Source organism: Hydrogenophaga sp. BPS33 (genome assembly GCF_009859475.1).
In the GTDB taxonomy this organism is placed as follows: Bacteria; Pseudomonadota; Gammaproteobacteria; order Burkholderiales; family Burkholderiaceae_C; genus Hydrogenophaga.
Map to the genome: position 1 here is coordinate 4155524 of NZ_CP044549.1, position 18772 is coordinate 4174295.

Sequence of the window (18772 nt, forward strand, 5' to 3'; positions counted from 1 at the left end):
CACGATGAAACTGCTGCAACTGCGTTATGTGCTGGAAGTTCACAGGCACGGCAACCACATCTCCAACACCGCCGAGGCCTTGCACACGTCGCAGCCCGGCATCAGCAAGCACATCCAGCAGATCGAGGCCGAGCTGGGGTTCGAGATCTTTGCCCGCAAGCGCAACCGCATCGTCGGCCTGACGGAAGCCGGCCGCGAAGTGGTGACGATCGCCAAACGCGTCATCGGCGACATCGACAACCTCAAGCGCCTGGGCGAAGAAATTTCGGCGCGCGACACGGGCAGCCTGTCCATCGCCACCACCCACACGCAGGCGCGCTACGTGCTGCCCAAGGTGATCGAGCGCTTCATCCAGCGCCACCCCAACGTGCGGCTCCACCTGCGCCAAGGCAACCCGACGCAGATCTGCGAAATGGTGGAATCCGGCGAGACCGATATCGCCATCGGCACCGAGACCATGCGCAAGTTTCCGGCGCTGGTGCGGCTGGAATGCTTCGAGCTGGAGCGCATCGTCATCGTGAAAGCCGGGCATCCCTTGCTCAAGATCCGCAAACCCACGCTGCACGACGTGGCGGCCTACCCCATCATCACCCACGACCCCGCGTTCAGCGGCCGCTGGAAGGTGATGGAGGCGTTTCAGAAAGTGGGGATCGAGCCCAACATCGTCTTCGGCGCGGTCGATGCCGACGTCAGCAAGACCTACGTGGAGCTGGGCATGGGCATCGCCGTCATGACGGCCATCTCCTACGACCGCCGCAAAGACCAGGGCCTGCGCGCGATCGACGCCAGCCACCTCTTCAAGTCCAGCATGCTGTCGATCTCGCTGCGCGCCAACAGCTACCTGCGCAACCACACCTACGACTTCCTGCGCATGTTCACGCCCAGGCTCACCAAGGACTACGTGCGCGATGCGCTGGAGCAGCAGGCGGAGACCACGCGATGAAATTCCGCCTGCGGCAGATGGAGGTCTTCCGCGCGGTGATGCTCACCGGCTCGATCAACGGCGCGTCCAAGCTGCTGTTCATTTCCCAGCCCGCCGTCAGCCGCATCGTGGCGCACACCGAGCAAACCCTGGGCCTGGCGCTCTTCACCCGCGCCAAGGGCAAGCTGGTGCCCACGCCCGAGGGCGAGGCGCTGTTTCGCGAGGTGGATGGCTTCTATCAGCAGGCGCTGCGGGTCGACGAGTTCGCGCGCAACCTCGCGCACGGCTCCACCGGCACGCTCATGCTCTGCTCCAGCCCCTGCCTGAGCCGTGGCCTGATGGCCCGCGCCATCACCCGCTTCGTGCAGCGCTACCCGCAGATCCGGGTGAACTACCACGTCACCCTGCTGGCCGACATGGCGGCAGAGGTGCTGGGGCACAAGGTCGATCTGGCGGTCTCGGTGATGCCCTTGCAGCACCCCAACCTGCAGACCGCGGCTCTGATGGAGGGCCGCATGGTCTGCGTGATGCCGCGCGGGCATGAGCTGAGCCAACGGCCGGCGGTCGCCGTCGCCGATCTGGCGCGCTACCCGCTGATTGCCCACGACCGCGGCATCGCGTTCGGCCAACTCGTCACGGCGGCGTTTCGCAAGGCCGGCGTGGAACTGGTCTCTCGCATCGACATCCAGCAGACCGAGGTGGCCTGCTCGCTGGTGCGCACGGGGGCTGGCCTGGCGCTGGTGGACGAGTTCACCGTGGACGGCATGGACTGGCCCGATCTGCAAGTGCTGCCCTTGGTGGAAGACATCGTGCTCACGCCCAGCGTGGTGCGCTCGGTGTTCGACCAGCGCACCACCCACGCCGACAAGTTCGTGGAGGTGCTGCAGCAGCAGGTGGCCGACGACGCGCGGCGCCCGTTGCAGACGGGCACTTGACGCTTAACCCGAAGCTATACCCCACGCTCGAATTGGCATTGGCGTTGTGAGCGCCGCGCTCCTAGGATGCACGCCACCAACCCCGACCCGGGGTTGCGCTGACAAGGACGACGACACCATGAAAATCGGACTGATAGGACTGGGCAACATCGGGGTGCACTTCGGCACCCGCCTGCTGGCGGCAGGCCACGAACTGGTGGTGCATGACCGCAGCGCCGCCGCACAACAACGCCTGGCCGACAAGGGCGCCCAGGTGGCCGGCAGCGCACACGAACTCGCCTCGCAGGTCGAGACCGTGCTGCTGTGCCTGCCCATGCCGGCCATCGTCAAGGACGTGGCCATCGGCGCTGGCAACGTGATCGACGGTAGCCGAGTGCGTCTGGTGCTCGATCTCTCCACCACGGGCCCGTCGGTGACGGGCGAAATCGCCAAGGCCTTGGCCGAGCGGAACATCGCCTTCGTGAGCGCGCCCGTGAGCGGCGGCACGGTTGCGGCCGAAAAAGGCACGCTGGCGGTGATGCCGGCCGGCGCCGAAGCGGCGTACCAGGAAGTCGAACCCCTGCTGCGCGTGCTGGGCAAGAACATCTTCTACCTCGGTGCCGACCCGACGCTGGGCCAGACCATGAAGATCATCAACAACACGCTCTACGCCACCAGCATGGTGGCCAGTTGCGAGGCGCTGGTCTATGGCGTGAAGGCCGGCCTGGACGCCAAGACCATGCTCGACGTGCTCAACGCCTCCAGCGGCCGCTCGTTCGCCACACTGGAGCGCATCCCGCAATGCGTGCTCGATCGCAGCTTCCCGGTGCGCTTCACCACCGAGCTGCTGCACAAAGACATCAAGATGTGCATCGACGAGGCCGAGAAGCTCGGCGTGCCCATGCTGGTGAGCCCGGCCGCGCGGCAGTTCCTCGCCTTTGCCATCACGCAAGGCGACGGGCCGCGCGACAACGTGTTCCCCATTCGCCATTTCGAGCAATGGGCGGGCGTGCAGTTCGGCAGCGCGCCGGACGCCGCGTGACATCCTCCCATTCCACTTTCCGGAGCGCTCCACCATGTCCCTGATCCACGTTCGCAAAAAACTGCTGACCCTCGAAACCATCTACCACGAAGGTGGCCCTGCCCGCGCCGATCCCATACTCATGGGCTCCATCGTGGCGGTGGTGAACAACCCGTATGCGGGCCGCTACGTCGAAGACCTCACCGAACTGGTGGAGGCGGCGAAGGTACTGGCCAAGGAACTGGTGCCCGAACTGCTGAACGCGATGGGCGGAGCCGAGCGCATCCAGGCCTACGGCAAGGGCGCCATCGTGGGGGTGAACGGCGAACTGGAACACGGCGCCATCTGGCACGAAGCGGGTGGTTGGTCGATGCGCGCGAACCTGCCCAAAGCCAAGTCCATCGTGCCGACCTCGAAGGTCGTTGCGGCGGCCGGCATGCGTTTGCCGATCCCCATGCACAACATCGAAGCCGCGTACGTGCGCAGCCATTTCAGCACCATGGACGTGGGCGTGATCGACGGCCCGCGCCCCAACGAATGCCTGTATGCGCTGGTCATGTCCACCGGCGGCCGGGTGCACGAACGGCTGGGCGGCTTGCGGGTCGACCAGATCTCGGTGGGTGACGGTCAGCGTTAGGGCCTAAGCTTCATCGCCATGAAACCCAAGCTGCTCGTCCTGGTCTACCTGTCCGAAGAACACCGCGCCCTGGTGACGCAATCGTTCGACATGGTCTACGCGCCCATCGAAAAGCCCCGCGTGGACCGCTCGGAGGCGGCGGCGCTCATCGCCGCGCAGGGCAGCGACTTCCGCGTCGTCCTCACCAATGGTGCCACCGGGCTCACCGCCGACGAGTTCGCCGGCCTGAGCGCGCTGGAGATCGTGTGCAGCCTGGGCGTGGGTTACGAGCACATTCCCGTGGAAGTGGCGACCGCGCGCGGTATCCGCGTGTGCAACGCCGCCGGCACCAACGACGCGGCCGTGGCCGACCACGCCATGGCCATCCTGCTCGCGGCCATTCGCCGAATTCCGTTTCTGCACAACGGCGTGCGCAAGGGCCTGTGGCGCGACGACATCCCGCGCCCGCCGCACGTCTCGGGCCGCAAGCTCGGCATCTTCGGCCTGGGCGCGATCGGCCGGCAGATGGCGCGGCGCGCGGCCGGCTTCGACATGGAGATCGGCTACTGCAGCCGCACGCGGCGCGACGACAGCGGCTTTCGCTGGTTCGACGACCTCCATGCGCTGGCTACCTGGTGCGACTACTTGCTCATCAGCGCGCCGGCCGGCCCGGACACCCACCACATCGTCAATGCGCAAGTGCTCGACGCACTCGGGCCCAGCGGCGTGCTGGTGAACGTGGCGCGCGGCTCGCTGGTGGACACGGCGGCCCTGGCCGACGCCTTGCGCGACCAGCGCATCTTCGCGGCGGCGCTGGACGTGTACGAAGGCGAACCGCTGCCACCGGCCGCGCTGCTGGAATTCGACAACGCCATCCTCACGCCGCACATCGCCGGCATCTCGCCGCAGGCCATCCACGCCTCGGTCGTGCGCTTCATCGACAACGCCACCCGGCACTTCGCGGGCGAGCCTTTGCTGACGCCGGTGAATTGAGGATCGCCCACGGCAACCGCGCGATCGATCGGCTGGCCGCGGGCGCTCAGTCCTTGAGGCTCAAGGTGGGCACGAGCTTCTGGTTGCGCGCGAATTCGGCCTGGGCAAAGCGGCCCAGGGCATCGGCCGAGCCGCTGCCCGGCGACGCGCCCTGCTCGGCCAGCCGCGCTTTCACTTCGCTGTCGTTCAAGGCGTCGTTGAGCGCCGCGTTCAGCTTGTCCACGATGGCGCTGGGCGTGCCCTTGGGTGCGAAGATGCCCGTCCAGCTGAGCACGTCGTAGCCTTTGAGGCCAGGCATCTCGTCAAACGTCGGCACGTCGGGCAACGAGGCCAGGCGCTGCTTGCCCGTCACACCGAGTGCCTTGAGCGTGCCGCTGCGCACATGGGGAACGGCGCTGGCACTCACCAGCATGGCCAGGTCCACCTGCTTGCCCATCACGTCGTTGGCGATCTGCGCGCCACCGCGGTACGGCACGTGCGTCACGAAGATGCCCGAGCGTTGCTTGAGCTGTTCCATCGCCAGGTGCAGCACCGTGCCCACGCCCGACGTGGCGTAGGTCTGCTGGCCCGGATGGGCCTTGGCCAGTTTCACGAAGTCGGCATACGTCTTCACCGGCAAGTCGGTGCGCGAGACCAACACCATCGGTGCGGTGTTGAGCATGCCCACCGGCACCAGATCCTTCAGCGGGTCGAAGCGGTAGGCGGCCGGGCTCACGAGCTTGCCGATGGCGATGGCGCTGTCCGGTCCGGCCACCAGCGTGTAGCCATCGGGCGCCGCGTTCACCGCTTTCTGCAATCCCACGGCACCGCCCGCGCCGGCCACGTTCTCGATCACCACCGTCTGGCCGATGCGCGCGCTCAATTTGCCACCAACCAGGCGGGCGATGAAGTCGACGCTGCCACCGGCGGTGAACGGCACGATCAGCGTCACCGGTTTGGCGCTGGGCCAGGCAGGGCCCTGCGCATGGGCGGCGCAGGCCAGCAGCAAGGGGGCGACAACAAGAGCAAGGCGTGAGCGTGGGATGGCCATGGCAGACTTTCAGGACGGTTGCAAAGGGGAGGAGAACGCGGACGGCTTGGACATGGCGCCGCGCAGCACATTGAACGCCGTGCTCCACTCGGCATGCCAGCGGCGGCGCTGCGTGTCGTCGATCCAGGCGCCGTCCAGGCCGTTGTGCATGAAGCTGCGCAGGTCGTCCAGGCCGTAGCCGAAGTCGCGCACCATCATGTGCCAGGCACCGGTCGGCGTGACGTGGTGCAGCGTGGGATCGTCGGTGTTGGGATGGATGCGCAAACCCTGGCCCGGCATGCGCCGGATCGGGTGGTCCAGCGCCCAGCGTTCAGGCGGCAAGGTGCGCAGGTAATAGGAGTTCGTGGGCACCACGGTGAACAGCACCCCGCGCTCGGCGCATTCCTGCGCGAAGGCCGGGTTGTCCACCACCGTGTAGCCATGGTCGATGCGGTCGACTTGCAGCAAGTCCAAAGCGGTGCGCACATGGGTCCAGGGCATGCCGAACTCGCCCGCGTGAGCGGTGGTCTTCAGGCCCGCGCGGCGCGCGTCCTGGTAGGCCCGCGCGAACAGCTCGGGCGGGCGGTCGTTCTCACGGTAGTCGATGCCGATGCCGATCACCTCGTCGCAGCGGTTCTCGCACACCCATTGCACCATCTCGGTGGCGGCCTGCGGACTCGCCTCGCGGTCCACCGCCGCGATCAGGCGGCCCACGATGCCGCAAGGGCGTTCGGCATCGCGAATCGCCTGCACGATCGCGTCCTGCGCGGCCGCATAGGGAATGCCAGACACCTGCACGGTCCCGGTCGGGTTCCAGAAGAACTCGCTGTAGCGCACGTTGTGAGCCGCCGCGTCTTCCAGGTATTCGGTGGTGAGCCGGTACAGATCGTGCGCCGAGCGCACCAGTTGGGCGTCCAGCGCCCGCAACACCCGCAGCACGCCCACGGGCTTCTCGCCACGGGTGTAGAAGCCGATCACCTCCTCTTCGCTCAAAGGCAGGCCGGCCTCGCGGTTCAACGCCGCAAACGTCTCGCGCCGCACGGTGCCAAAGAGATGGCAGTGCAACTCCATCTTCGGCATCGCCCGCAGAAAGGACAGCAAAGTCGGGGCGCCAGGATGTTCGGAAGATGTCATGGCGATCAGTCTAGGCAGCACCATTTGATAAGAGAAGTTTTATATTTCTATAATTTCATTCATCCAAGTTATTGCCATCGGCCATGGAAGACCCCGCCATCCGGGCGCTCACACTGCGCCATCTGCAGTTCTTCTCCGTGCTCGTGCAAGAAGGCCACTTCGGCCGCGCCGCACAGCGCCTGTCGATCACGCAGCCGGCCTTGAGCAACGCCATCAAGCAGATGGAAAAGCTGCTCGGCGCCCAACTGCTCACGCGCAACACCCACCGCCTGGAGATCACGCCGCTGGGCACCGAAGTGCTGGCGCGCACCGACTTCCTCGTCAACACCGTGGACCTGGCCCTGCAGGACATCCAGCAGGTGGTGCAGCGTGGCCGCTCGCTGGTGCGTGTGGGCGTCATCCCCTCGGCCAGCACGCGCGTGGCCATGGCGGCAGCGGCTTTCCAGCCGGCTGGTGCGCCACAGGTCGAGTTCACCTGGCGCGATGCGCCCTCCACCGTGCTGCTGCAGGAGGTGCGCGAAGGCCGGCTGGACCTGGCACTGGCCGCCATCACACAACCACCCGACGGGCTGACCTGCATCGACCTCTTCCACGACCCCTTGGTGCTCGTCGTACCGGCGGACCACGCGCTGGCCCGCGCCGGCAAGGCCAGTTGGAAATCGATTGGCCACGAACGGCTGGTCCTGTTCGAGAGCGGCAGCATGCCGGCGCTTGGCGAGCCCGCGCGTGCGCAGTTCGGCCTGAGCGCGCAAGCCGCGTACCGCGTGCAGTACTCGGAGACCTTGTACGCCCTGGTGCGCGGCGGCCTGGCGCTGGGCCTCATGCCTCACCTCTACACCACCGCCTTGCACGACCCGGCGCTGGCCGTGCTCGAATTGCAGGAGCCGCGCATCGAACGCCGCGTGGTGCTGGTCTACCGGCAAGGCCCCATGCGCAACGCCGTTGCGCGCGAATTCATCGACTTCCTGCGCGAGTACCTGACGTCGTCCACGAAGCTCAACGTGCGGCGCATGACGCGGAGCAGCAGGCAGGGCAAGGCCGGCGCGACGCGCAACCGATGAAGAATGCTCCGGTGCGGCGCGGTGTTGATCACTGTATTTAGGCGGTGCCCTCGTTCTTCAGTTCCGCAAACTTGGCGGCCATGGTGGGGTTGCCACGGATGAGCTTCTTGACGGTGAGATCTTCGGCCTTGTCGTTGGCCAGGCGCAGGTTGTTGGCCGACTTGTAGAGCGCGTCTTTGGTCTTTTCCAGGTCCTTGATGGCTTCGTCGATGCGCTTGACGGCTTCCTCAAAGCCTTCGGAGGCAAGACGCCAGTTACGGCCAAACGCGGTCTTGAAGTCGTCGAGTTGGTCCTCGAAGCGCGTGATGTCCACGTTCTGCGCTTTCACCAGGGCCAACTCGGACTTGTAGTGCAGCGAGTTCAGCGCCGCATTGCGCAGCAACGTGATCATGGGAATGAAAAACTGCGGCCGCACGACGTACATCTTGGGGTAGCGGTGCGAGACATCGACGATGCCGCTGTTGTAGAGCTCGCTGTCGGGCTCGAGCAGCGAGACCAGCACCGCGTATTCACAGCCCTTCTCCGTACGGTCCTTGTCGAGCTCCTTCAAGAAGTCTTCGTTCTTCTTCCTGGTGGCCGTCTGGTCGTTCCCGTTCTTCATCTCGAACATGATCGAGACGATCTCGGTTTGCGCGTCGTCGCTGTCACGAAAGATGAAGTCGCCCTTGCTGCCGCTGCTGGCGTTGTTGTCCTTCTCGAAATAGGCTCGCGGAAAGGCACTGGCGCGAATGCGGTTGAACTCGATTTCGCAATGTTGCTCCAGCGTCTCGCCCACCATCTTGGTCGACAGCTTGGCCTTCATGTCGCGCAAGCGCTCGATCGCTTCGTCACGGTCCTTGAGCTGGGTTTCGTACTTGTCCTTGAGCGATTGTTCGGCCAATTGCTTTTCCAGCGCGGCGCGGTCCACGTCGTTCTTGAACGCGTCGCGCTCTTGCTGCACCTTGCCCACGGCCTCGGCGATCGCCAATTGGTGACTGACCGACGTCGCATCCAGTTGAGATTTCAGCGTTTGCAATGCGAGCTCTTTGCTGGTGGTGGCTTTTTGCAGCTCGCTTTCCAGCCGCGCCTGCGCCAGTTCGGCCTGGGCTTTTTGCTCCAACTGGGTCTGGCGCAGCTGCTGCGCCAACTCGTCGCGCTGCCGGTGCGCATCGCTGATGGCGTTGTTCACGGCCAGCTGACGCGCCACAGTTTCACCGTCCAGCAGGGCTTTGAGTCTCTGGATTTCCGCATCCTTGGCCGCAGCGGTTTTGTCCAGCTCGGCTTGCAGCCGCGCGGCAGCCAGTTGTTCGGCGCCATGCTGCGCGCTCTGTGCTTGAGCCAGTTGGTTGAGCAGCGCGTCACGCTCTTTTTCGATCCCGCTCAGGGCTTGGGTCACGGCCAGCTGGCGGGCCAGCGAAGCCGCCTCCAGTTGGTTTTTGAGCTCTTGGATTTCAGCATTCTTGTTGGCGGCACTGCTCGTCAGTTCGCTGGCCATCCTGGCTTTTTCCAGCGCAACGGCATTGCGCTTTTCCTGCTCAGCCAGATGCAGCCGCTCGTGCAACTGCTTCTCCAGCTCTTCGCGCTGCTTGTCGAACTCGCTGTCACGAACCTGCTTCTGAATATCGGCGTAGCCCGCTTCATCGATCTTGAACGCCTTTTTGCAATGGGGGCAGATGATTTCGTGCATGGAGGGTTTGGGGTTGAGACCGTATGGCGAGTGGATCTGGGGAGGATGAGCGCGGGGCCACTGCATCGCGACGAAAACGGTCTCGGTAGATGCGTTTTCGAGTTGTCTGGATCTCGTCGGGATCGGGCCCGCAGGCGCTGCTTACTGTACCGGTGAAATGACCGTCACCGTGTTCCCTTGTGTCACGAGACCAGCCGGCATTCCACCCGCTTCACCAGGAACGCCTACAACACCGGTCGCTTACAGCTGCACCCCATCAGAACTTGGGAATGCGCAAGGTCTTGCTGATCATGGCAGTGCCTGACAACGCAAACAGCAGGCTTATGGGATGCAATTGCCAAGGCCCGAGTTGCCAGACTCCGCCCCATAGCTGCGCGCCCAGTGCTCCCTGCCAGGCGGCCCATGACAGCACCGCAGTGAGGAGCACGCTGGTGGGGATCGGCGTGCCTTCAAAGTAAGCCACCTTGCCCGAGTCGGTTGTCAGTTGTTCGGACGTGACGTTGAAGCGCGCCAACCGGCTGACGCCGCAGCAGACGAAGTAACACAGGATGAGCATGTCCCAGGCTCCCTGCAGCCCCGCAGCAAAGCCCAGCGCGGCCGGGCCGACGCCAAAGGAGATGACGTCGGCCAGTGAATCAAGTTCGCGTCCAAGCGGCGAGTGCTGGTGACGCCAGCGCGCCACTTTGCCGTCGAAGACGTCAAAGACGAAGGCCAGCGGCGTCATTGCCGCAGACAGCAGAAAGTGCGTGAGCGAGCCGCTGGCCATATACATCATCGCCAGGAAAACCGACAAGACGCCGCATGCGGCATTGCCCAGTGTGATGAAGTCGGCCAGATGAAACCCGCGGATCATCGAGAACCGAAGTGGCTTGGGGGTATGGGGCGTCATGTCGAAGTCTCCGTGGTCGATGGAGATGATTAAACATGGAGTGCCACGCTCGAACCTCACGGTCATGGCAACAACCACACGCATGCGTCTAACGTGCCATGGCCCTGCCCTGCGTGGCTATACTGCCCCCGTCAAGCAAACAAAGCTTGATCGGGATTGGAGTCCCGCCGAAGCGTCTGTAGCGAAAGCCGCAGAACTCATGAACCGCAGAGACTGCGGCTTCTTCGCTTGAGCCCCTTTTGGCGGCCCGGGCGCGGAGCCTGACGGCTCGCCGGTTCCTGCAGAGGCTTCCCGGTACTCCAACTCGTTCGGGCCGCCGCCCCTCATCAAAAAGGGGCGGCGGTTTTTACCAACGGGAAGTCTTTCAGGGAGCCGCACAGCATGGCAACGAGCAATCTCACCGTCTCCGCCGGCAGCGCCTGCGACCGGCGCGCACAGTTGGGCGCGCTGTTGCACACGCTCAACACGGACATGCAGCGGCGCATCGGCGCACTCGCGCACATCACAGCCGCCTTGCAGACGGAAGCGCAAGCCCGACCGGATGGCGGCGGGGCGTGTTAGCAACTCGCGCTCAGCGCCCGCTTGCAAACCGTTCCAAGCGATAGACGCGACTGGCCGTTCCGCGGAAGAGATCGTCGCGTTCGCTGGCGGAGAGCGAAGCCGTGACCCGCTTGAAGGCGTTCCACAGCGCGGTGTACCCGCACGACTGTTTGTCGACGGGGAAGTTGGCTTCGAACATGCAACGCCGGGTGCCAAACGCTTCGATGCAGGTCTCGATCAGTGGCCACCAGGCTACGGCCAATTCCTCCGAAGCCGGGGGCCGGTCGGCATGCTCGAAACCGAAGCCGAACACCGGCATGCCCAGCCCACCGATCTTGATCGACACATTGGGCAGCTGCGCCAGTCGACGCAAGCCGCTGCGCCACTGCGCAAGGTGCGCAGCCCGGTGGGCGCGGTAGCCGTCTTCGGCCACGCCGATCAGCCCGCCTACGTGGTTGACGACGATGGGCGTGTCGGGCAACGCGGCCGCGAAGTCGCACAGCTCGTGCAGTTGCGGGTGGTACACCCAGGCATCGAAGCTCAGGCCCCAGCGCGCGAGTTGCGCGGCGCCCTGGCGAAAGGCCGGCTCCATCAACACATGCGCGCGCGGCGATCCCTTGATGTGGCGGCCCACCACGCCAGCCTCGTACGGTGTCACGTGGCGAATGCCGCGCAAGCGCCCTTCTGCGACCGCAGCGTGCGCGGCCAGCACCTCGGCCACCGCAGCGCCAAGCGTCAGATCGGCATGCGCGACGATGCCAGCGGCCACCTGGCATCCTGAGCGCGTGGGCGTGCGCGTGAGGGCCACGATGCGCTCGACTTCGCCCACCGGCCGCAACGCCTGCGGCCCTCCGGTGCGCCAGCCGGGTTCGTAGGCTTCCACGTACACCGTGGCCAGCACGCGGTGCGCGCCCGAAAGATCCCGTTCCAGGTCTTCCAAGCGGTAGTGGTGTGCGTCGGCCTCGTTGCCGTAGAGGTGGTGGTGCGCATCGACGATGGGCAGCTCGGGTTCGAGCGCCTCTTCGTGCGGTGCGCCTTCGTGCCAGGCGAGCAGTTCGCGCGTGGTGCGGTGCAGCGTGCCCCGGTAGGCGGGGAACGCTCCCTCGGGGCCACCGCCGCCCTGGCCCTGCGCGGTCTTTGCCATCGTGCGCCGTCACATCTTCTCAGTGCCCGCCGCCGAGGTACACGCGCTGCAGCAGATCGCCTTCGTGCAGCTCGCGCGGGTAGGCGCCCGCGGCGATGCGCCCGGTCTCGAACAGATAGGCATAGGTGGCGTGCCGCAGGGCTTTCTCCACCAGTTGCTCCACCAGCAGAATGGCCAGGCCGCTCTTGCACAGGTCGGCCGCCACTTCAAGAATGCGGTCGATCACCAGCGGCGCGAGGCCACCCGAAGGCTCGTCGAGGATGAGCAGCTTGGGGTCGCCGATCACGCCCTGCCCCACCGCCAGAATCTGCTGCTGCCCGCCCGAGAGGCGCGAGGCCATCTGGTGTCGGCGCTCTGCCAATTCGGGAAACAGCGCGTAGATGCGGTCGAGCTTGCGGCGATCGCCACGCGGGTTGGCGGCGTAGGTGCCCAGCAGCAGGTTGTCTTCGACCGACAGCGTGTGGAACACGCGGTGGCCTTCGAGCACCTGCACGATGCCAGCCTTGACGATGTCGCGCGGCGTGGCGCGGCTGATGTCGACGCCTTGGAAACGCACGGTGCCCGAGCGCATCGGCACCAGGCCCGAGATGGCGTGCAGCAGCGTGCTCTTGCCCGCGCCATTGCGGCCCAGCATCACCACGAATTCGCCGGCGCGCACGTCCATGGAAACACCGTGCACGACTTCGGCCTTGCCGTAGGCCACGTGCACGTCGCGCACGTCCAGAAGCACCTCGCCAGGACGTGTGTTCTCCATGTTCATGCCCCCAGGTAGACGCGGATGACTTCCGGGTCGTTGCGCACGTCATCGGGTGTGCCGTGCCGGATCATCTTGCCCACGTTGAGCGTGGTCACGCGGTCGCAGATGCGGAAGACAAAGTCGGTGTGGTGCTCGACCAGCAGCACACCGATGCCCGCGTTGCGGATGGTGTGGAGCAAGGCGCCGAGGTGGTGGATCTCGTGCGAAGTGAGGCCGCCGGCGGGTTCGTCGAGCAGGATGAAACGGGGCCGCAGCATGAGGCCTCGCGCGATCTCCAGGAAGCGCTGCTCCGCGTGCCCCAGCAGATTGGCGCGCCGATGCGCCGCGTGGCCCAGGCCCACCCCGTGCAACAGTTCCAGCGCGCGGTCTCGCAGCGCCCGGGCTTCGCGCCGCACGCCAGGCAGGCCGAACGCCGTGGCCAGGAAGCCCGAGCCCGCGTGCGTCCAGGCACCGAGCATGGCGTTGTCGAGCACGGTGAGCGTGGGCATCAGCCTGGGTTTCTGGAAGGTGCGCGCCACGCCGATACGCGCGCGGTGTTGCACCGACGCCTGGGACAGCTCCTCACCCTCGTGCGCAATGGAGCCGTGCGTGGGCTCGTAGTAGCCCGAGAGCATGTTGAGCATGGTGGTCTTGCCACTGCCGTTGGGGCCGATGAGGCCATGCACCTCGCCGCGGCGCAAGGTGAGCGAAACGGCGTCCACGGCCTTCAAGCCACCAAAGTCCTTGGTGAGTCCATCGGCCACGAGAGATCCGTTCGTCTCGCTCATGCCTGCTCTCCCAAGGCCGGTTTTCTGAGCGCGGTGGCGGGCGGCGCGGCCCCGCTGGCGCCGGGCTCGGCCAGTGCGCGTTGCAGCCGCACCAGATCGGGCTGTACGGTTTCGTTCGCCACCTTGCGCGGCTTCCAGCGCTCTTGCAGCACCTCGAACACGCGGCCGATGCCTTCGGGCACCACCAGCACCACGACGAGCAACAACAGGCCATAGAAGAAGTTGCCCAGCTTGGCCAGCGGCGCCACCAGCTCGGGCAAGGCGGTGAGCACGGCGGTGCCGAGCAAAGGGCCGACGATGCTGCCCCGCCCGCCGATGATGATGCTGACGAAGAAGAACAGGCTCAACTCGAAGACGAAGGTGTCGGGTGTGATGTAGCTCTGCAGGCTGGCGAACAGCGCGCCCGAGACGCCCGCTGCGATGCCGCTGAACACGAAGATCGTCAGCTTGACGCGAAAGATCGGCACGCCCACGGCTTGGGCCGTGACCTCGGTGTCGCGGATGGACACGAGTCCCAGACCCCACATGTGCCGCACCACATTCCAGGTGAGCAGCGTCACCGCGAGGGCCACCATCACCACCAGGTAGTAGTAGCCCACCGGCGTGTCGAACGGCGCGGGAAAGATGTCCACCGGCATGCCGATGCCGCCGCCGGTCCAGCCGTCGTTGGCGAGCACCAGTTCGTTGACGATGAGCGCGAAGGCCATGGTGGCCATGGCGAAGTAGAAGCCCGGCAGGCGCAGCGACGGCAGGCCCAGGGCCAGGCCGCACAGGCCGCACACGGCGCCCGCGACGAGCACCGCCAGGCCCGGGTGCCACTCGAGCTTGCCGGTGAGGATGGTGAAGCTATAGGCGCCGATGGCCAGAAGACCGACGTGGCCGATGGAAATTTGCCCCGTGTAGCCGATGACCAGGTTGAGGCCAGCCACCAGAATCCAGTACACCGCGATCAAGGCCGCCAGGTGCAGCTGGTACTGGTCGCCCGCCAGCCACGGCAAGGCCACCACCAGCAGCGCGCCGACGGCAAGCGCATAGGGCTTGAGTCCAGACGTGGGGGCGTTCATCACACCGGCCTCACGTTGCGCGAACCGAACATGCCTTCGGGCTTCACGAGCAACACCAGCAACAAGATGCCCACCGCGATGGTCTGCTGGTATTCGCCGCCAAACCAGTAGCTCGCGAAGGCGTTGAGCAAGCCCAGGATGGCCCCGCCGAGCAATGCGCCCAGATTGCTGCCCAGTCCGCCCACCGCCAGGGCGATGAAGCCGTTGAGCGTGAGCAGGTGGCCCAGCGCGAAGAACGCGAATGTGAGCTGACCGGCCGCGAAGCCCGCCAGGCCGCCGAGCGCGCCCGAGAGCACGTACGACAGCATGCGGATGCGGTCGGTGGAGATGCCCCGGGCCCGCGCCGCGAACGCGTCTTCGGACATGGCCACGAACAGCTTGCCGTACATGGTCCGGCGGTAGAACAGGCTCAGGCCGATGGCCATGACGATGGTCGCGCCGATGGGCAGCCAGAACTTCTGGTCGAGCACGCCCACGCCGAAGTCCTGCGCGAAGAGGCGCGGAAAAGGCTTGGGCTCCGTGCCCCACCACAGGGCCACGCCCTGCTGCACCATGGTGGCCACGGCCAGCGTGCTCAGCAGCCACAGGTGTTCGTCGCTCTTGTTGAGCACGCGGCGGATCGCCAGCAGTTCGGTGACGAGCCCGAACAGGGCGCCGACGGCCACCGAGCCGAGCATGGCCAGCCACCACGGCATCTGCCACGCCTGGATGAACCAGGCCCCGAAAACCCCACCCAACATGGCCAGGTGGCCGGTGGTCAGAGACAGCACTTTGGATGTCGAGAACATCACGTTGTAGGCCAAGGCGATGGCTGCATACAGCATGCCCACCGCGAGCCCGGTGACAAAAACCGTGAGCACGCTGGTGTCCCTTTCGTTCGATCGGGGCGCTTCAGCGCGGGGCCATCTGGAAGCTACCGTCCTTGAAGGTATTGGCCGCGTTCATCACCATGTTGCTGTCGGGAAAACCGTTGCGTTCGTTCGGCCCCCAGGTGTAGTTGGCGTACACGCCTTGCAGGTTGCGCGTGTTCTCCAGTGCCTTCTGGATCGCCGCGGGCTCGAACGAGCCGGCGGTTTTCACGGCGTGTTCGATCACCTTCACGGTGTCGTAGCCCATGGTCACCCACCAGAAGGTCAGGTCGATCTCACCGCCGCCGAACTTGGGCCGCATGCGGTCGATCAAGGCCTTGGTGCGCTCGGGCACTTTGCCATCGGGCCCGTAGGTGGTACTGGCGTAGCCGGGTGCGAAGGTGTTGGCCCAGTACGCCGGCTTGTTGAGCAGCTTGCGGATCTGCGTGGCCATGAGCGAGGGGTGGCCGATGATGGGCACGTTCCAGCCCATGTCGCCGCGCGCGTTGAGCAGGCGTGCCAGCAGGCCGGTGGACGAGGTCCAGGTCATCACGATCTCGGCACCGGCCGCCTTGGCCTTGTTCATCTCGTCGGTGACGTCGGTCTTGTTGGGGTCGACCAGCGCGGTGTACACCGCTTCGCCGCCGGACTTCTTCAGGATGTCGGCCGCTTGCTTGCTGCTGTGCGTGCCGAAGCCCGAGGTGTCCGCGATGATGGCGATCTTGTTCTTCTTCAGCGTCTTCACCGCGTAATCGTTGGCGGTGGTGAGCCACTGCTGGCTGGTGCTGACCACGCGGAACGCGAGCGGGTACTTCTTCGGATCGGCCAGTTCATCGACCACGCTGATCACGATGCTGGGCACGCCTGCGCGCGCCAGGATGGGCGTGGTGGCCAGACCCTCGCCCGAGTTCACCGGGCCGATGACCGCATGCACCTTCTCGCTGTACGCCAGTTGCTGCGCGAAGTTGACGGCCTTGGTGGGATCGCCCGCCGTATCGCGCGTGATCAGCTCGATCTGGCGTCCCAGCACGCCGCCACTCTTGTTGATTTCTTCGACGGCCTGCTTCACGCCTTCGTTCTCGGCCAACGCCGCGGCCGACAACGCTCCGGTAAGAGAAGACAGCCAACCGATCTTGAGGGTCTGCTGCGCGAAGGCGCCGACCGAAAATCCGAACAAACCCGCCGCCAGGGCGCAGCGAAGCGCAAACGTCGCGAAGTGACTTCTCATGATTGCCTCGATGTAGGTGTTGGTCTTGCACGCCGAACCTTCGACCGCGGCAGTTTGCGGGAGATGCCTCATAACGCCGAATTATTCTTTTTCATAGTGCGATCGAGGAATGGCATGCTGGCTCAGCGTGATGGCCAGCGCGTGAATGTCGTCCATCAGCAGGCGGCAGGGTGTGGAGGGCTGCGCATCCTTGCGCAGCACGAATCCCACCTCGCGCTCGCTGCCGGGCAGGTCCATGTCGAGCACCACCAGGGTTCCGGCCTGCAGTTCGTGCAAGAGGTGCTCCGGCGACACGGCGCTCAGCAAGTCACTTTGCATCAGCAAGCCACGCAGCAAGCCGAGGTCGCCGGCCTGCACGGCCACGCGCGGCGATGCGAGCCCGATGCGCGCGAACACCTGGTCCAGCAACTGGCGCGAAGGCGCGCTGGGATCGCGCAGCACCCATGGGTACCGGGCCAGATCGCTCGCGGTCAGCTTCGCGCGGCGCGCCAAGGGATGCCCCGCGCGGGCCACCAGCACCAGTCCATCCCTCGACACGGGTTCGACCCGCAGCTCGCGCCGTTGGTATTCGGGTCCGATGCCGGTGTAGATGACATCGATCTCGCCCGACTGCAGACCCGCGAACAGCACGTCGAAAGGCGCATCGACCACCGTGACCTGCACGTCGGGATGGCGCTCGACGAAGTGGGCGATCGCCTGTGGCATCAGTGCGGTGCGCGACGAGGGCAGCATGGAGAGGGTGACGCGGCCACGGACCGAACCGAGCGCGCTGCCGACGTCGGCCCGCAGGTGCTCGATTTCGCTGCGCACGCGGCGCAAGCGAAACACCAGCAACGCCCCCGCCGGCGTGGGCACCATGCGCCGCAGGCCCCGTTCGAACAAGGGCACTTGCAACGACTGCTCCAGCTCGCGCAGCGCACTGCTGATGGCGGGCTGCGACATACCCAAGGCCTCGGCCACCAAGGGCATGCGCCCGAGCTCCGCGAGTTTGAGCAGCATCTCGATCTGGCGCGCGCTCATCATCATGGCGAACAGGGGTGCATGCCGTACCACGCCGAGATCGACAAGGTCCCGGTGGGCCGCGAGGAACTCGCCTTCCATGCGTTTGGCCCGCCGATAGGCCACTTCGGCGGCCGGGGTGGGCAGCATGCCGGCGGTCATCCGCTCGAACAAGGGCGTGCCCAAGGCCCATTCAAGTTCCTGCACGCTCCGAGACACCGCCGACGGCGCACGCAGCAGCACCTGGGCCGCCCCGGCGACAGTGGATGCCTCGTAGACCGCGATCAGAACCCGCAGGTTGCGCGGCGACAATTTGTCGATCATGGGCCCATCGTAGCCCGAAGCGATTCAATTTTTCGATGCCATCGGGGCCCGATTGAAATGGGCATATCGCCACGCGATCGCTACAGTCGTTCGCATGCATCCCGATGAACTTATGGACCCCGAACTGCAGTCGCAACTGGACAAGCTGGCACAAGGTTGCCGCATCCTGGAGATGGAAGGCCATGGCGACATGACGCTGGGCCATCTCTCGCTGCGCGACCCCGCCCACCGCGGCTTCTGGCTCAAGCGCAACGCGTTCGGCCTGGGTGAAATACAGGACGCCCGCGACTTCGTGCTGGTCGACCACGAAGGCCGGCAGCGTGCGGGCGAAGGTGGGCGCCATTCGGAATGGCCGATCCACTCCAAGATCCTGCTGGCGCGGCCGGACGTGCAGGTGGTGGCCCACACGCATCCGCCGCACGCCAGCGTGCTGTCGGCCTTTCGCGGTGCGCCATTGCCTTACACGCTGGACGCCGACTACTTCGCGCACGTACCCCGGTTCGAGGGCGACAGCGCCCTGCTGAAGACAGCCGACCAAGGCGCGGCGCTGGCCGATGCCCTCGGCCCGCATTTCGCCGTGCTCATGGCCAACCACGGCGTGACCTTCTGCGGCACCAGCATCGAACATGCCGTGTGCGTGGGCGTGTTTCTGGAGCGCGCGGCGCGCCTGCATGTGCTGGGTGCGGCGGCCACGGCCGATCGCGCGCCCACGTTTCCGGCGCAGCCTGCGCGCGGTCAGAGGCATGGGCAGATCATGAGCCCCGTCCACATCGACCATTGCTGGACCTACTTCTGCCGCAAGCTGGCGCACCGCGCCCGGACCCAGGGGGACCCTCGGGTCTTTTCCTGACGTCGCGCCGCCCCTTTTTTCCCCCA

Annotated in this window: 19 protein-coding genes; 8 read left to right on the plus strand and 11 right to left on the minus strand. The window is 65.8% G+C overall.

Annotated features, from left to right (window positions below; genetic code table 11):
• Positions 1 to 4: 4 nt before the first annotated feature.
• From F9K07_RS19265 to F9K07_RS19285, 5 genes are all read left to right on the plus strand, one after another.
• Positions 5 to 943: a CysB family HTH-type transcriptional regulator gene (locus F9K07_RS19265; protein WP_159594961.1), complete on the plus strand. Its 939-nt coding sequence runs from the start codon at positions 5 to 7 to the stop codon at positions 941 to 943.
• Positions 940 to 1857 carry a LysR family transcriptional regulator gene (locus F9K07_RS19270; protein ID WP_159594962.1) on the plus strand — a complete coding sequence of 306 codons (918 nt, stop codon included), beginning with the start codon at positions 940 to 942 and terminating at the stop codon, positions 1855 to 1857. Before F9K07_RS19265 ends, F9K07_RS19270 begins: the two co-directional genes overlap by 4 nt.
• Before the next feature lie 118 nt (positions 1858 to 1975).
• Positions 1976 to 2878 carry an NAD(P)-dependent oxidoreductase gene (locus tag F9K07_RS19275; RefSeq protein ID WP_159594963.1) on the plus strand — a complete coding sequence of 301 codons (903 nt, stop codon included), beginning with the start codon at positions 1976 to 1978 and terminating at the stop codon, positions 2876 to 2878.
• 34 nt (positions 2879 to 2912) lie between these two features.
• The gene (locus F9K07_RS19280) at positions 2913 to 3494 is read left to right on the plus strand and encodes an amino acid synthesis family protein (RefSeq protein WP_159594964.1); all 582 of its coding nucleotides are present in this window, start codon (positions 2913 to 2915) and stop codon (positions 3492 to 3494) included.
• Positions 3495 to 3512: 18 nt separating this feature from the next.
• A complete protein-coding gene (locus tag F9K07_RS19285) occupies positions 3513 to 4466 on the plus strand; it encodes a 2-hydroxyacid dehydrogenase (protein ID WP_159594965.1) in 954 nt (317 codons plus the stop codon).
• A 46-nt stretch (positions 4467 to 4512) separates the two neighbouring features.
• Here F9K07_RS19285 and F9K07_RS19290 read toward each other — a convergent pair whose 3' ends face one another.
• Positions 4513 to 5496 (minus strand): Bug family tripartite tricarboxylate transporter substrate binding protein, encoded by a 984-nt coding sequence (locus tag F9K07_RS19290; RefSeq protein ID WP_159594966.1) that lies wholly within the window; start codon positions 5494 to 5496, stop codon positions 4513 to 4515.
• Positions 5497 to 5505: 9 nt separating this feature from the next.
• Entirely contained in the window at positions 5506 to 6609 is a 1104-nt protein-coding gene (locus F9K07_RS19295) for an adenosine deaminase family protein (protein ID WP_201451452.1), read from the minus strand.
• A gap of 83 nt (positions 6610 to 6692) precedes the next feature.
• Here F9K07_RS19295 and F9K07_RS19300 point away from each other — a divergent pair, with 83 nt between their 5' ends.
• Entirely contained in the window at positions 6693 to 7670 is a 978-nt protein-coding gene (locus F9K07_RS19300) for a LysR family transcriptional regulator (protein ID WP_159594968.1), read from the plus strand.
• Between the two features lie 37 nt (positions 7671 to 7707).
• Here F9K07_RS19300 and F9K07_RS19305 read toward each other — a convergent pair whose 3' ends face one another.
• Together F9K07_RS19305 and F9K07_RS19310 are read right to left on the minus strand one after the other, a co-directional pair.
• Entirely contained in the window at positions 7708 to 9336 is a 1629-nt protein-coding gene (locus tag F9K07_RS19305) for a DUF2130 domain-containing protein (protein WP_159594969.1), read from the minus strand.
• 256 nt (positions 9337 to 9592) lie between these two features.
• On the minus strand, positions 9593 to 10225 hold the full coding sequence (locus tag F9K07_RS19310; protein ID WP_159594970.1) for a CDP-alcohol phosphatidyltransferase family protein: 633 nt from the start codon (positions 10223 to 10225) through the stop codon (positions 9593 to 9595).
• A 381-nt stretch (positions 10226 to 10606) separates the two neighbouring features.
• On the opposite strand from F9K07_RS19310, the gene F9K07_RS19315 reads away from it, so the two are divergent.
• Positions 10607 to 10786: a hypothetical protein gene (locus F9K07_RS19315; protein WP_159594971.1), complete on the plus strand. Its 180-nt coding sequence runs from the start codon at positions 10607 to 10609 to the stop codon at positions 10784 to 10786.
• 10 nt (positions 10787 to 10796) lie between these two features.
• Here the strand turns inward: F9K07_RS19315 and F9K07_RS19320 are convergent, their stop codons facing one another.
• From F9K07_RS19320 to F9K07_RS19350, 7 genes are all read right to left on the minus strand, one after another.
• A complete protein-coding gene (locus F9K07_RS19320) occupies positions 10797 to 11909 on the minus strand; it encodes an amidohydrolase family protein (RefSeq protein ID WP_159594972.1) in 1113 nt (370 codons plus the stop codon).
• A gap of 19 nt (positions 11910 to 11928) precedes the next feature.
• The gene (locus F9K07_RS19325) at positions 11929 to 12663 is read right to left on the minus strand and encodes an ABC transporter ATP-binding protein (protein WP_159594973.1); all 735 of its coding nucleotides are present in this window, start codon (positions 12661 to 12663) and stop codon (positions 11929 to 11931) included.
• Between the two features lie 2 nt (positions 12664 to 12665).
• A complete protein-coding gene (locus F9K07_RS19330; protein ID WP_159594974.1) occupies positions 12666 to 13433 on the minus strand; it encodes an ABC transporter ATP-binding protein in 768 nt (255 codons plus the stop codon).
• Positions 13430 to 14497 (minus strand): branched-chain amino acid ABC transporter permease, encoded by a 1068-nt coding sequence (locus tag F9K07_RS19335; protein WP_159594975.1) that lies wholly within the window; start codon positions 14495 to 14497, stop codon positions 13430 to 13432. The genes F9K07_RS19330 and F9K07_RS19335 overlap by 4 nt, the downstream gene beginning before the upstream one ends.
• Positions 14497 to 15357, minus strand: a complete 861-nt coding sequence (locus F9K07_RS19340) for a branched-chain amino acid ABC transporter permease (protein ID WP_159594976.1) — start codon at positions 15355 to 15357, stop codon at positions 14497 to 14499. The genes F9K07_RS19335 and F9K07_RS19340 overlap by 1 nt, the downstream gene beginning before the upstream one ends.
• A 31-nt stretch (positions 15358 to 15388) precedes the next feature.
• Positions 15389 to 16573, minus strand: a complete 1185-nt coding sequence (locus tag F9K07_RS19345) for an ABC transporter substrate-binding protein (RefSeq protein WP_159594977.1) — start codon at positions 16571 to 16573, stop codon at positions 15389 to 15391.
• A gap of 81 nt (positions 16574 to 16654) precedes the next feature.
• Positions 16655 to 17896: a LysR family transcriptional regulator gene (locus F9K07_RS19350; protein ID WP_159594978.1), complete on the minus strand. Its 1242-nt coding sequence runs from the start codon at positions 17894 to 17896 to the stop codon at positions 16655 to 16657.
• 94 nt (positions 17897 to 17990) lie between these two features.
• On the opposite strand from F9K07_RS19350, the gene F9K07_RS19355 reads away from it, so the two are divergent.
• The gene (locus F9K07_RS19355) at positions 17991 to 18746 is read left to right on the plus strand and encodes a class II aldolase/adducin family protein (protein ID WP_159594979.1); all 756 of its coding nucleotides are present in this window, start codon (positions 17991 to 17993) and stop codon (positions 18744 to 18746) included.
• The last annotated feature ends 26 nt before the right edge of the window (positions 18747 to 18772 follow it).

Bases quoted from the DNA above. Each gene is read 5' to 3' on its own strand.
- F9K07_RS19265 (WP_159594961.1), top strand. From the start codon at position 5: ATGAAACTGCTGCAACTGCGTTATGTGCTGGAAGTTCACAGGCACGGC.
- F9K07_RS19270 (WP_159594962.1), top strand. From the start codon at position 940: ATGAAATTCCGCCTGCGGCAGATGGAGGTCTTCCGCGCGGTGATGCTC.
- F9K07_RS19275 (WP_159594963.1), top strand. From the start codon at position 1,976: ATGAAAATCGGACTGATAGGACTGGGCAACATCGGGGTGCACTTCGGC.
- F9K07_RS19280 (WP_159594964.1), top strand. From the start codon at position 2,913: ATGTCCCTGATCCACGTTCGCAAAAAACTGCTGACCCTCGAAACCATC.
- F9K07_RS19285 (WP_159594965.1), top strand. From the start codon at position 3,513: ATGAAACCCAAGCTGCTCGTCCTGGTCTACCTGTCCGAAGAACACCGC.
- F9K07_RS19290 (WP_159594966.1), bottom strand. From the start codon at position 5,496: ATGGCCATCCCACGCTCACGCCTTGCTCTTGTTGTCGCCCCCTTGCTG.
- F9K07_RS19295 (WP_201451452.1), bottom strand. From the start codon at position 6,609: ATGACATCTTCCGAACATCCTGGCGCCCCGACTTTGCTGTCCTTTCTG.
- F9K07_RS19300 (WP_159594968.1), top strand. From the start codon at position 6,693: ATGGAAGACCCCGCCATCCGGGCGCTCACACTGCGCCATCTGCAGTTC.
- F9K07_RS19305 (WP_159594969.1), bottom strand. From the start codon at position 9,336: ATGCACGAAATCATCTGCCCCCATTGCAAAAAGGCGTTCAAGATCGAT.
- F9K07_RS19310 (WP_159594970.1), bottom strand. From the start codon at position 10,225: ATGACGCCCCATACCCCCAAGCCACTTCGGTTCTCGATGATCCGCGGG.
- F9K07_RS19315 (WP_159594971.1), top strand. From the start codon at position 10,607: ATGGCAACGAGCAATCTCACCGTCTCCGCCGGCAGCGCCTGCGACCGG.
- F9K07_RS19320 (WP_159594972.1), bottom strand. From the start codon at position 11,909: ATGGCAAAGACCGCGCAGGGCCAGGGCGGCGGTGGCCCCGAGGGAGCG.
- F9K07_RS19325 (WP_159594973.1), bottom strand. From the start codon at position 12,663: ATGGAGAACACACGTCCTGGCGAGGTGCTTCTGGACGTGCGCGACGTG.
- F9K07_RS19330 (WP_159594974.1), bottom strand. From the start codon at position 13,433: ATGAGCGAGACGAACGGATCTCTCGTGGCCGATGGACTCACCAAGGAC.
- F9K07_RS19335 (WP_159594975.1), bottom strand. From the start codon at position 14,497: ATGAACGCCCCCACGTCTGGACTCAAGCCCTATGCGCTTGCCGTCGGC.
- F9K07_RS19345 (WP_159594977.1), bottom strand. From the start codon at position 16,573: ATGAGAAGTCACTTCGCGACGTTTGCGCTTCGCTGCGCCCTGGCGGCG.
- F9K07_RS19350 (WP_159594978.1), bottom strand. From the start codon at position 17,896: ATGATCGACAAATTGTCGCCGCGCAACCTGCGGGTTCTGATCGCGGTC.
- F9K07_RS19355 (WP_159594979.1), top strand. From the start codon at position 17,991: ATGCATCCCGATGAACTTATGGACCCCGAACTGCAGTCGCAACTGGAC.